Source organism: Cognaticolwellia mytili, from assembly GCF_002104475.1.
Classification (GTDB): Bacteria; Pseudomonadota; Gammaproteobacteria; order Enterobacterales; family Alteromonadaceae; genus Cognaticolwellia; species Cognaticolwellia mytili.
Genome location: NZ_NBOF01000001.1, coordinates 543,888 through 557,161, shown reverse-complemented (window position 1 = coordinate 557,161; position 13,274 = coordinate 543,888). Strand labels below are relative to the sequence as shown.

10 protein-coding genes are annotated in these 13,274 nt (G+C 38.9%); 2 read left to right on the top strand and 8 right to left on the bottom strand.

Going from position 1 to position 13,274, the window contains the following annotated elements; genetic code table 11:
• Nucleotides 1-84: 84 nt before the first annotated feature.
• Nucleotides 85-687: a Maf family protein gene (locus B7C41_RS02365; protein ID WP_085297145.1), complete on the top strand. Its 603-nt coding sequence runs from the start codon at nt 85-87 to the stop codon at nt 685-687.
• 155 nt (nt 688-842) lie between these two features.
• Here B7C41_RS02365 and B7C41_RS02360 read toward each other — a convergent pair whose 3' ends face one another.
• Both B7C41_RS02360 and rluC read right to left on the bottom strand, forming a co-directional pair.
• The gene (locus B7C41_RS02360; protein ID WP_085297144.1) at nt 843-1,508 is read right to left on the bottom strand and encodes an HAD-IA family hydrolase; all 666 of its coding nucleotides are present in this window, start codon (nt 1,506-1,508) and stop codon (nt 843-845) included.
• A gap of 20 nt (nt 1,509-1,528) precedes the next feature.
• A complete protein-coding gene (gene rluC / locus B7C41_RS02355; protein WP_085297143.1) occupies nt 1,529-2,488 on the bottom strand; it encodes a 23S rRNA pseudouridine(955/2504/2580) synthase RluC in 960 nt (319 codons plus the stop codon).
• 648 nt (nt 2,489-3,136) lie between these two features.
• Between rluC and rne the strand changes: the two genes are divergently transcribed.
• Nucleotides 3,137-6,232, top strand: coding sequence for a ribonuclease E (gene rne / locus B7C41_RS02350; protein WP_211279478.1), 3,096 nt, complete (start codon nt 3,137-3,139; stop codon nt 6,230-6,232).
• Between the two features lie 188 nt (nt 6,233-6,420).
• Here rne and B7C41_RS02345 read toward each other — a convergent pair whose 3' ends face one another.
• From B7C41_RS02345 to B7C41_RS02320, 6 genes are all read right to left on the bottom strand, one after another.
• Nucleotides 6,421-6,900, bottom strand: a complete 480-nt coding sequence (locus tag B7C41_RS02345; protein WP_235839582.1) for a low molecular weight protein-tyrosine-phosphatase — start codon at nt 6,898-6,900, stop codon at nt 6,421-6,423.
• A 410-nt stretch (nt 6,901-7,310) separates the two neighbouring features.
• Nucleotides 7,311-10,373 (bottom strand): efflux RND transporter permease subunit, encoded by a 3,063-nt coding sequence (locus B7C41_RS02340; RefSeq protein WP_085297142.1) that lies wholly within the window; start codon nt 10,371-10,373, stop codon nt 7,311-7,313.
• The gene (locus tag B7C41_RS02335; RefSeq protein ID WP_085297141.1) at nt 10,373-11,488 is read right to left on the bottom strand and encodes an efflux RND transporter periplasmic adaptor subunit; all 1,116 of its coding nucleotides are present in this window, start codon (nt 11,486-11,488) and stop codon (nt 10,373-10,375) included. Before B7C41_RS02335 ends, B7C41_RS02340 begins: the two co-directional genes overlap by 1 nt.
• 146 nt (nt 11,489-11,634) lie before the next feature.
• Nucleotides 11,635-12,465, bottom strand: coding sequence for a TonB family protein (locus B7C41_RS02330; RefSeq protein WP_085297140.1), 831 nt, complete (start codon nt 12,463-12,465; stop codon nt 11,635-11,637).
• Nucleotides 12,462-12,875, bottom strand: coding sequence for a biopolymer transporter ExbD (locus tag B7C41_RS02325; protein WP_085297139.1), 414 nt, complete (start codon nt 12,873-12,875; stop codon nt 12,462-12,464). Before B7C41_RS02325 ends, B7C41_RS02330 begins: the two co-directional genes overlap by 4 nt.
• Nucleotides 12,862-13,266, bottom strand: coding sequence for an ExbD/TolR family protein (locus tag B7C41_RS02320; RefSeq protein ID WP_085297138.1), 405 nt, complete (start codon nt 13,264-13,266; stop codon nt 12,862-12,864). The genes B7C41_RS02325 and B7C41_RS02320 overlap by 14 nt, the downstream gene beginning before the upstream one ends.
• Nucleotides 13,267-13,274 lie beyond the last annotated feature (8 nt).

Below are 13,274 nucleotides of genomic sequence, written 5' to 3'. Positions count from 1 at the left end.
CAAAAGAAAAATAGCTAAATTTGTTTAAAAATTCAATATAGCCCATATATTAACTGCAATCTGTTTATATTTTGAGTGATATTAATGAAAAAACTAATTTTAGGCTCTACCTCCCCTTTCCGTAAAGAAATTTTAGCAAAACTTAATCTTCCTTTCGATTGTGCGAAGCCAAATATTGATGAAACCGCATTTGAAAATGAATCACCTGTCGAGTTAGTCGAGCGTTTAGCGATTGAAAAAGCTAAAGCTGTTGCTAATGAACATTCTGACGCGCTCATCATAGGTTCAGATCAAGTCGCCTTGTGTGATGGTGAAATATTAGGGAAGCCCCATAACTTTGAAAATGCCGTTAAGCAATTAGAAAAGTTTAGTAATAAAACCGTAGTCTTTTATACTGGCCTATGTGTTTATGACAGCGGCCTAGATTATACCACAGCATTAATTGAACCTTTCTTAGTGCACTTTAAAGAACTTTCATATGCAGAGATAGAAAACTACCTACACGCAGAACAGCCTTACAACTGTGCCGGTAGTTTTAAAAGCGAGGGCTTAGGTATTTGCTTATTTGAAAAGCTAGAAGGTAATGACCCAAATACACTAATCGGCTTACCACTTATTAAACTTGTAGAGCTTTTAAAGCAGCATGGTGTTGATGTACTTGCTGAACAAAGTAATACGATCATGTAATAGGAAGGGTAAGGCTGTTATAAAATTTATAAGAAAAATATTGGTACTTATATTAGTAGATATATAAGTACCAAACTAGATTAAAGCTAAACACTTAAAATAAGAGTTGCTATAAAGAATAGTATTCTTTAGCCATAACAAGACAAGGAATAATATTAAATGCTAAATAAACTTTGAATCTCAGCTAAAGAATCAACAATCGCTTTTGGCTGATATAACGCTAATACGTCTTTATCGTGCACACCATAAGTAACACCAATACTCGCAACACCGGCATTACGCGCCATTTCTAAATCATAACTAGTATCACCTATCATAATAGCTTTATCGGCTGACACTGATAATTCTGATAATATACTCAGTAACATTTCTGGCTCAGGTTTAGACAGCGCTTCATCAGCGCAACGTGAGGTGTGGAAAAAATGTTTGGTTGCACTTATCTCCCATACTCGCTCTAAACCATTTCGTCCTTTACCTGTTGCAACGGCTAATAACTTGTCACAACCGCGTAACTCAGTTAATAATTCAACCGCATTATTAAATAACGGCGTTGGCGTTTTATCTTCAATTGTATAGTGGTGTTTATATTGTGTGATAAGCGCTTCTGCTTGTTGTGCGCTACAACTTGGAAACAATATCTTGATAGCCTTAGGTAAACTTAAGCCAATAATATTTTTGATCTCTTCAACATCAGGTACACTCAACTCGCTTTTTTTTGCTGCAGCTTGCATACAAGAAACAATGCGAGCAACGGAATCCATTAAGGTGCCGTCCCAATCAAAAATAATCAGTTTATAGTCTTTCAGGTTAATTTCATTCATAGGTTGATTCAGAGCTCTTATCAATTATCAGCTTTAGTTAACTTGGTCAGTAATTTTTCTAATGATGGCTCTAAAGGTGCTTCTATTTTGATACGTTCGTCGCTTAAAGGATGAGTGAATTCGATACTCGCTGCATGTAAAAATAAACGTTTCAAGCCAAGACTTTTCATTTCTACGTCAAAATCTTCATGGCCATATTTTGCATCACAAGCAATAGAATGGCCTTTAGTTTGACAATGAACACGAATTTGATGCGTACGACCCGTTACCGGGAAAGCTCTGACTAATGTGGCATTCTTATAATGTTGCAGTACTCGAAAGCGCGTTTCAGACTCTTTACCATCAACGTTATCTACGACAACAACGCGCTCACCAGATTTTAAATCATTTTTCCGTAAGCCTTCAGTAACACGAGTGAGCTTTGTCGACCAACGCCCCTTTACTAAGGCATGATAAAACTTTTGCACGGTTTTACTTCTTAATTGCTCGTGTAAATGCCGTAATGCAGAGCGTTTTTTCGCTACCACTAAACAACCAGACGTGTCGCGATCAAGGCGATGCACAAGTTCCAGCATTCGAGCGTCAGGGCGTAATGCTCTTAACGCTTCAATTAATCCAAAACTTAAACCGCTACCACCATGCACAGCCATACCAGACGGCTTATTGATAACGATGAGTCGCTCATCTTCAAACAATATTTGCTTTTCTAGATTAGCAACAACATTTAATTGTGTTGAAACAGTATTGGTATTTTCAGAAACACGAATAGGTGCTACGCGAATAATATCTTCATCGACAAGCTTATATTCTGGCTTTTTACGTTTTTTGTTAACGCGAATCTCACCTTTTCTTAATAAACGATAAATCATGCTTTTCGGCACACCTTTAAGCGTTTTAACAAGAAAATTATCGATGCGTTGTCCAGCATCTTCGCTATCTATAGTAATGAATCTAACTTGGGGTTTTGGGGTGTCGGTCATAAGTATTATACAAAGAACTTTAATTGTTCGGAGTTTAACATATTTTTTCTGCATTTCGCGCAATTAAAACATGGATTTAATTGGCTTATCTGAAAATAAAGTGTGATAATAGCGTGGTTACCGCTATATTTTAGCCGTAATGATTAAAAAGGATGCTTTAAGCGAAACGTAAGAGGCAAAATGCGGCCACGTTAATATGAGACAGTTTGATAACACTCTATGGAGAGATCAACGTCGAGATATTAAAAGTAAGGCCTATTGCGAAATTGACGCGTGTAACTTGTCAAAAACACCGCATGAACATATTGTCCAGCGCAATAAAGCGATTATGTAATTAAACAGAAAAATTAAGTCAAATTTTCTACCGTTAAATTATTAGAAAACACGATAAAACTATCGAACTAAAATTAACGAGAAGCTTAATTTTCTGTTGCGCACAGCACACTCGCTGAGCACATGAAGAATCAATTTCACTGTGGTGTATACACCGCAGTTATATTAGACAATCAGAATTTTTAACAGCTTGCTGCGTATATGGCGTAGGAAGATTGACACCCGTGAGGCTGACAAAATGCTGTTACCAGAGCGATAGATTACTTTGTGTTCTAAGCAATGGTGTGTTGTGACTAAAAATGAGTCACACAAACTATGAAACGTATGTTAATTAATGCTACCCAATCAGAAGAATTGCGCGTAGCACTTGTTGATGGTCAACAGCTTTACGATTTAGATATCGAAAGCCCTGGTCACGAACAAAAAAAATCAAATATCTATAAAGCTAAAATCACTCGTATTGAACCTTCTTTAGAAGCGGCATTCGTTGATTACGGCGCTGATCGTCACGGTTTCTTACCAATGAAAGAAATCGCGCGCGAATACTTTCCTAAAGGTTATAGCTTCCAAGGTCGTCCAAATATCAAAGAAGTATTGCATGAAGGCCAAGAGGTTATCGTGCAAATTGATAAGGAAGAACGTGGCCAAAAAGGCGCGGCATTAACAACCTTTATCAGCCTAGCTGGCAGCTACTTAGTTCTTATGCCAAACAACCCTCGCGCTGGTGGCATTTCGCGCCGTATCGAAGGTGATGAGCGTACTGACTTAAAAGCTTCATTAAGCAAACTAACGTTACCTAAAGGTATGGGACTTATTGTTCGTACCGCTGGTGTTGGTAAAGAATATGAGGAACTTGAATGGGATTTAAACGTACTACTACACCACTGGAATGCAATTTCAGAAGCTGCAGCTAGTCGCCCTGCACCCTTTCTAATTCATCAAGAAACTAACGTAATTTTACGCGCTATTCGTGACTATTTACGTCGTGATATTGGTGAAGTACTAATTGACCGTCCAAAAACGTTTGAAAGTGTTAAAAAGCATATTGAAATCGTTCGTCCTGACTTCTTAAGTAAAGTTAAACTTTACAATAATGACGTACCGTTATTCACTCATTACCAAATTGAAACGCAAATAGAATCAGCCTTTCAACGTGAAGTACGCCTTCCTTCTGGTGGTTCAATTGTAATTGATCCTACAGAAGCAATGACCTCAATTGATATTAACTCTGCCCGCGCAACTAAAGGTAGTGATATTGAAGAAACGGCATTTAATACTAACTTAGAAGCTGCAGAAGAAATTGCACGTCAATTACGTTTACGTGATTTAGGCGGTTTAGTGGTTATCGATTTCATCGATATGACTCCTGTACGTCACCAACGTGAAGTAGAAAATAGAATGCGTGATGCTGTTCGTCAAGACAGAGCCCGTATTCAATTAGGCCGTATCTCTCGTTTCGGTTTACTTGAAATGTCACGCCAGCGTTTACGTCCTTCAATAGGCGAAACAAGTCAAAGTGTTTGTCCTCGTTGTAGTGGTACAGGTCACGTTCGCGGTGTTGAATCATTAGCATTATCAGTGTTACGTTTAATGGAAGAAGAAGCCATTAAAGACAACACTCAACAAGTACAAGCTCAAGTACCAGTGCCTGTTGCTACCTACTTATTAAATGAAAAGCGTCGCTCAGTTTTTCATATCGAGAAGCATCACAGTGTAAATATTCTGATTATTCCTAATCCGAATATGGTAACCCCTCAGTATGAAGTCATTCGAGTAAGAAAAGACGAAAGTATTGAAGAAGCTAGCTATGACGTTGCAGTTAAGCAATCTGCACCTGAAGAAGCAGTTATGCCTAAGTTCGATAAAGAAGCTAGTAAACGTGATGAACCTCTTCTACAGGGTATGTCTTCACCTAAACAAGCAGCAAAACAGCCTACTGCCAAGCCACAAGCAAAAGTTGAAACTCCAGTAACAAAAAGTTTATTTTCAGGTATTGTTACTTGGATTAAATCTCTTTTTGCTGCAGAAGAAGAAGTGAAAACTGTTGCACCTAAAGCACCAGAGCGTAACAAACCGAAAAGTGGTGAACGTCGTCCTCAACGTAGTCGTCAAGGACAGCGTAGGAATAACCGTAATGATTCTCGTAATGAAAACCGCAATGACAATCGTAACGACTCTCGCAACGATAAGCGTAAATCACAAGAAGTAACTAATGAGGCAAAAGATAATAAGCAGAATAAATCGACTAAACCTCAAAAAGAACGTGTTCAAAAACCTAAAGAAGAAAAGGTTGCAGAACGTCGTCAACGTCGTAATAATCGCAAAAAAGTGCGCATAAATAACGGTGAAAAAGTTGTAGCTAATACAGCTGAAAAAGCACCAGTAAATGAAAACAAAGCTGTTGAGCGTTCAGCAAAAGAGAAAGTCACCATTGTTGAAAATACTGCTGTTGAGACTTCTCCTGTTGAAGCTAATGTTGCGGACAACAATAATGTTGACCAAACTGCTAAGACGAAAGATGAACAACGCCCAAGAAGCCGCCGTTCTCCACGCCATATGCGAGCACACGGTCAACGCCGTCGTCAAAACGCAGATGCCGTAGAAGCAAATCCGGAAATTACAGAAGATCCGGTAACAGCTCGTTACCCTGACAAAAAGACAGTTAAACCTCAGGATACAGTAGTAGAAACTCAAGCTCCTGTGGAAACCATTACGCCTGCACCTGCAATTGAGAAAGTGGAAGTAGCAGAAGCGGCTGTCGTAACAGAAACTACTACTGTAGCAGAAGCGGCTGTCGTAACAGAAACTACTACTGTAGCAGAAGCGGCTCTTGTAGTAGAAGCAGTTAACGAAGTTCAGCAAAACTTACCTTTTGATGAACCTGAAGTAGCTAAACCTGTTATATCAGAAACTAAGAACGCCGAAACTGTTACTAGTGAAGCAGTTCCTGTTGAAGCCGCTCCTAGTGTTGCAGTCGAAGCAGAAGTTGTTGAAACTGTTGTTGAAGTTAAAGTGGAGCCTGAAGCTAAAGTAGAGCCTAAAGTACTGGTCGCTGAAAAAGCACCAGAGCAGCCAGTTCAAGTGACAGAAAGCAATTCAGAAGTAGCTACAATAGAGGCTTCAAATGAAGCACCTAAAGTAAAAACTAAAAAGTCTGAAGAGCAACCGAAAAAAGTACGTGCTAAAGAGAAAAACATTAAACGTAAAGTGAAAGCTGCGTCTAAGAAAGCTCCAGGGAAATCATCAGCGCCAATGGCTAAACCAGAAACGATAATTAGCAGTGGTATTATCCCTAAAGAATTTGTTGCAAGTGAACAACGTGTTACTCACAGCAAGTCAAATAAATTAGCGTCAATGGCACATGCAACTAGTCGTCACTCAGCAGGAGCAACTAAGCCAAATATGGATTAGTTTAACCTGCACTGCTAACAAGTTGTTTAAGCAAATAACTTGTTAGACAAACACTAAAAAGCCAATTGCATCATACAATTGGCTTTTTTATTATGTTGTGTTTTTTAATCTGTGGAGGATAACGATTAGTGTAAAAGGATGATCGGCTTAAACAATTAGTACTGTTATTTTACGAGTTGCATACGCAGTTAACTTGTTAAACGTTTTATTAAGCCTTCACTTGCATCTTCAACTAAATCTAAAACGTACTGGAAACCACGCGCACCACCATAATAAGGGTCAGGAACCTCTGAATCTTCAAAGTTTTCAGCATAATCCAAAAATAACCGGACTTTATCACTATAGCCCTTTGGAGCAACTTTCATTAAATCTTTAACGTTTCGTTCATCCATCGCTAAAATCAGATCGAATTTTTCAAAGTCTTTAACTGTCACTTTCCGTGCTTTCATATTATCAAACGAATACCCTCGAGCAATACCAGCCTTTTGCGCTCGATGGTCAGGTTTCTCACGTACGTGTGAGCCTACTGTGCCTGCTGAATCTAATGTTAGCGACAATGCCTTGGATTTTTGACGAAATACCGCCTCCGCGCTTGGAGAGCGACAGATATTGCCCATACAAACAAAAAGAATGCTATTAATTTCTTTTAAACTCAATTCATTAGACATAACTGCACCTTATTTTACATGTGAATATTTACGCTTTGTATAGTAAGAAAATAAATCGCTTACATTATTATTTTTAGGAATTTTACGGCACTATTTTGAGTTATTTTGTCAAGAAGGTAAAGTCCAGCTTACGATAGACAGCTCCTTATAATCAAATTGTTAAATAACGCTAACTGACCATTGAGCTCCAACGAAACTAAATTCATTACAGTATGTAAATAATTTGGCTCTAATGGTCTGGACTTCTTTTAGCTCTTAAGGCAGAAAATTACTCAATAAAATGTACTGACTCGAGTTCAACTCCGTAATAACAATAAAGCTTGAGGTATTAGGAGCTAGCGCTGTTTTATATTAATTTCATAAATTAAAAAAATGGATATAGAGCCGATGGCAAGCGAAATAGCAGCTTACTACTTTTTCGCTTGCTCAGACAAAGTAAACATCGCAGGGCTAAGTATTAAGATGGTTGCCATCGAGAATACCGAACCAAAGCTTAAACTTATCACCATAGGCACTAAATACAAGGCCTGAGTCGATGTTTCAAACAACATGGGAAACAAACCCGCAGCGGTAGTTACTGCGGTTAATACGACCGGGCGAAAACGATTTAAAGCGCCTTCTATGACTGCATTTTTATAATCCATGCCCTCTTTGCGCAAGGCTTTGATTTTAAGTAGCATAACGAACGAGCCATTGATGACTAAACCAGATAGCGCAATCATGCCAAATAAGCTCATTACACTAAACGAATACCCCATAACAATATGCCCTAACATAGCCGCCGCTAAACAAAACGGGATAATAAGCAGTACGAGAATAGCATCAATATAGTTTCTAAATATTATCGCTAACATGGCAAAAATAAGCGCGAATGCTAGGCCTATCCCCTTAATTATTTCTGAATTAACTTTTGACTCAATACGTGCAGCGCCACCTAGCTCTACGTCAAGCTCAGGGTATTTTGCACTTAAATTGCTTAATAAGTTTTCTTCAACCGTCGTCAGTATCAGTGATGCACTCGCCACTTGGCGCAATATGCTGGCAGTAACTTCCACTAACTGGATACCGTCAACACGGTTAATGCTCGTGGCGGCCTTAGTGGTGGAAATGTCGGCAACTTGTGCTAACTCAACACTGTCGCCATTAGGCGCGGTGATGATGAGTTGGCTGAGCTGATTAGCATAGTATTGCTCGCTTCTTTGCATCATCACTCTTACTTTAACCTCATCTCCGGCCACTATTTGTCGAATGGCTTCGCCACCAAAAAAGCGTAAGCGAATTTGCTCGCCTAAATTGTCAGAGGTAAAACCAAGACTTTTACCTAAAGGTGTTGGCGTAAGATTATATTGCAGCTTACCGTCCATTAATGCGCTATCAATATCAGTAACGCCTGATAATCTATTTAGGCCATCCATTAATTCATTAGCGGCTAAGGTTAATATTTCTGAATTTTCATGTCCTAGTTCAATCACTAGCTCTTTGCCGCCACCTGGGCCTACTTGGTAGTCAAAGAAAATTGATTTTACGCCCGGCACTTCACCTATATGAGTGCGCCATGCGTTAACAAATTCTTTGGCGGTAAAAGCACGTTGGTCATCAGGCACAATCATAAAGGTTGACGAGCCACTGCTTGAACCAATATCTTGCATGCGAAACTTATAATCGTTTTCTCCGTTTAGACTGGCAATGGCTTCAATACCAGCGCGTTCAATATAATTAATAATACTGATTTTATCTTTTAACGGCGCACCGGTGGGGAACTCCACTTCAGCATCAATACGTGTTGATTCAATTTTAGGGACAAAGCTTGAATCAACTCGGCCACTATACACCCATGAAAAAACTAAAGTAGACAGTGATAAAAAGATGATGATGACGGTAATAGGGTTCTGGCAACTGGTGCGTAACCACCGGGCATAAAACGCACTTTTAAAGTGGTCAAAGCGTTTAAAGCAATAAGCTTGAATTTTCGTTATCGCACCAAAACGCATCGGCTTATCAATATGTCTTAAATGCAAAGGTAGTATTAATAGTGCTTCAATAAGTGAGACGATAAAAATGGCAAAAATAAGCAAGGTCATGGGTTTATACATAACACCAAGTTCACCCGGCACATAAAGTAGTGGAATAAAGGCAATAATATTGGTGGCCACTGAAAAAACGACAGGTAAGGTCATTTCTTTTACGCCATCTTTTAGCGCAATATTCATGGCAATGCCTTGCTGAACTTTCAGGTAAATGTTTTCAGCCACTATTACCGCGTCATCAACCAATATTCCTATAGTGATGACAAAAGCAAATAGTGTCACCATGTTAATGGGAATATCAAGTATTGGCATCAGCCCTAGGGTGCCAACAATCGAAATAGGTATACCCATGCTGACCCAAAAAGCTAACCTTAAATCGAGAAATAGTGATAACACTAAGATCACCAACAAGATGCCAATAAGACCATTACTGGTCAGTAAATTAATGCGCTGACCAAAAGGCTCTGACTCATCTTGCAATATAGTTAAGGTTAAACCTGCGGGAATTTCTGCTTGGTAGTCCGCGATAAATGCTTGAATATCTTTACTGATATCCATCGGCTTACTGCTTTTATTTTGATAAACCTTAAGCTCTAATCCTGGCTCACTGTTGACTTGAAATGGTCGTATTTGCCCCTGAAAACTGTCACTAATGGTAGCAATTTCAGCTAAGGTCACACGATTGCCATTGCCGTCATTAATGATATCTATATCTGTAAATTGTTCGCTTAGTTCTTTTCGACCTAGCGTACGAATTAAAATTTCACCACCTTGCGTATTAATGCTGCCTGCGGGTATATCGGTCACCGAAGCTTTAACTTTCGATAATACTTGCGATAATGTCAGTTGATATTGGCGTAACTTCTCCTGATTAAGTTCGATAACGATTTCAGGAGAGCGCGCACCTTGAATGCTGATTTTGGCTAAATCGAGTTCATCTAACATGCTTTGCTTTAACTGCGAGGCTTCACGGTAGAGCACTAATTCTGAGAGGTCACCATGGAGTCCAATTTCTACAATACTGTCGAGCTCTTCAACAAAAGTAATGGTTGGATTTTCCATTTCAGCGGGAAAGCTGTTAATACCATCAATACTGTTTTTAACTTGTGACAAGATGGTATCAGGATTAACACCTTCAATTAACTCCAAAGTGATACGAGCCGAGCCTTCATAGGCATCGGCACTTATTCGGTCAATATTCGGATTGTCTCTTAATTGATGCTCAATACTTAATACGATACCTTGCTCGATATCTTTAGGCGTAGCACCGGGATAACTTGCTTTGATTAAAATCTCATTAATCTGAAAAGAAGGACTACTTTCTTGATTGATGCTATTAAAAGACAGTAAGCCAAGAATAATTATGCCAAAAGTTAATAAGCTTGAAGCAATAGGGTTATCAATCATCCAGATAGAAGGTGCTGATAACATGCTTTTTTTGGTCATTATAAAATCCCCGTCACGATATTCGCAAGCATACCTTCTTGTGCCCCTGCTATTGCACTGGTAACGACGGTGTCACCTTTAGCAATATTGTTATTAACAATTGCACTACGCTCATCTTGCCAAATAACGGTTGCGGCTCTTGCTGATAACTTTTTGTCTTGGTCTACAACCCAAAACATTCCGTTGTCAATTGCGCTAAGCGGTATTTTTAGGGTGTTTTTTTGCGGTGTTAACTGTAAATCGACCGTAATAAATTCATCTAGAATAAAAACCCCATCGTGATTTTCTATGCTTAAGTAAACTTGTCTTAATTGGCTATTCGCGTATAAGTTTGGCGACACCTCTGACACTGCGGCTTGGCGCTTTTGCTTATTTTGACCGATAGCGGCAACCTGTTGCCCTACCGTTAGCATACTCGCAACATCATTAGGCACAGGGAGTGAAACACGTAGCGGTGAAAGTTGTACTAATTCACCAATACTATCGCCCTTATTAACAAAGCTACCCAGATAAATTGTTTTTGCTAATACGGTATAGGTGCCATTACTGACAACCTTGCATCTTTTTAAGTCTCTCATAGCAAGATTTACATTATTTTGGGCAATCGTGACGTTTGCTTTTGCAGTGGCTAACTGTGGCTCTCGTAACATAAGTGACTTTTGCAATACGCTATTATCACTAAATTCACTTTCAATACGCAGATACTCTTGCTTGGCAACCTTTTGCTCACCCAATTCAACTTGTAAATTTGCTTGCGCTATTTTTAACTCGCTATTTTTTTGATTTAATTTGAATAAATAGTCTCTATCATCAATTTCATAAATCAGCTCACCTTTTTTAAGTTGACTACCGGCAATAAAAGCTTGGTTAACATAAATAACTTCACCTTCAATTTGCGAAGTTAATGACAATTTTTGCACTGACTCTGTTCGGCCAAATACCTGATAAGAAGGCACGAAACTTTGAGGTTCAACATCAATAACACTCACTGATAAGACTTTTTCTGTTTGTGGTGATAACGCTTGTGTGGGTGCTGTTGTGAGGATCACGGTGGCAAGTACCAGCGTTAATACAACAATACATGCAGTTAATGGCTTTAAACTATAGTTTTTCATGATAATTTCCGTATTTCCTCGAGGACAGATGTTGTTGCTAATGTTATTTTTATTGTTAATTTAATGCAGTAGGGGTCTAAATTATGTCAATTAGACATAAGCAGATATATATGACCTATATTGAGCGTATATTTATTGCGCTACGGCTAGCCAAATTGATAATTGACATCTAATATCACCGTTTTAGGAAATTGATCCCTTATTGCCGCTGGCGCTACGTTAAACCTGAGTTTTGAAAGTAACACTTTGACACTTTTATTAATGTAGCGACTTTTACATGTTTTGATGATTTTAGATTCAGATACATGGCCGTCAGCATCAATAACAAAGCTAATAGTGACGTTGCCTTGATGCCGTCTTATTTTTGCCTCTTTAGGGTAGCGCTTTTGCTTGGCAATATAATTGCGTACTTGCGCCATATAATCCTGCATAGCTGATTCCACACCAGCACGTTGTAAGCTTGCAGCACTACTGGTATTTTGAACAATAGCGGGGATTGACGATGGCTGGCTATTATTTTCAATACTGGTCGGTTTATTGCTTTTTGCTAAGTCTTTATCATGAGGCTTTTTATCGTCATTATGCTTAACCTGCGCTATCTCTATATTTTTTTTAGCTGTAGGCTTCTTTTTTACGATTGGTTTTGCTTCCGGTTTTTTTACGGGTACAGCAGCTAAACGTTTCACTGGTTTTTTCGGCTTAACTACAGGTTTAACCATTGGTTTAGGTATAAGTTTAGGCGCTTCAGGCTCAGGGGGGGTACTTACAGTTTTAGGCGGCGTATTTTGTTGGTTTTTTTTAGTATTAGCACTTGGCGGCGGGCTTGAAAAGGTCAACTTCATATCAACAACTTGCAAAGTCTGCTGATTTTTTCTTCCGCCACGATCCATTTCTTCGCAAAAGATCACATTAAAATAAAGCGCACAAACTAAGGCTGTCACACCGGTCGCAATAGGTTTTGGCCGCCAATTCATCATTCACCCTCTTTTGTAGGAAGTGATAGTTGCGTTACTAACTTGAAGTTCTTAACACCCGCTTTACTGAGCTCTTTAGCAATTTTTTCTAGCGCCCCTGTGGTTATCTCGCTATCAGCGAGTATTGACAGCTCTGCCCTATCGTGAAAAGTATCTGCTAATGCGGAAAGAGCCATGACATTTTTTTGATAAGTTAACTCACCGTCTTTACTGACAAAAAGCCACTTGTCTTGCGAGTTATCTTTATGCGCTAAAGGATTTTCTTTTGACTGGTTAGGTATTGAAACCCCAGTAATCGGCGTGGCAATATGTGCAGAGACCATAAAAAATATCAATAATAAAAAGATAATATTAATTAGCGGTAACATGGGTTCAATAACCGGCGCTGCGGTGACTGTTTTAGTTAACTTCATAGCCAATAAATTCACTGTTAATTTTTTTAATACCCAAACGTGATAAACGTTCTTTAACGTTAATAAATGTTTGCAAGCTTATATTTGCTTCTGGCATTAATAACACCTCAGCAACCTTATTATTTTGCAAATAAACCGCTAATTCTTGCTGCCGCATACTGACACTATTTACCTGATAGCTGATTGCACTTTGGTTATTAATGATACGAATACTGACGCTGTCACTAGCGGTATTTGAAGCCTCTCCTGCAACACTGAGCGGCATGCTTTGCTGTTGTAGCTGCATGAATTGGCTAACTAACATAAAGAAAATCAATAAGATAAATACCACATCAATCAATGGCGTTAAACTGACTATCGGTGAGTTTTTAGGTTTTTCTGACAGTTTCATATGTGTTG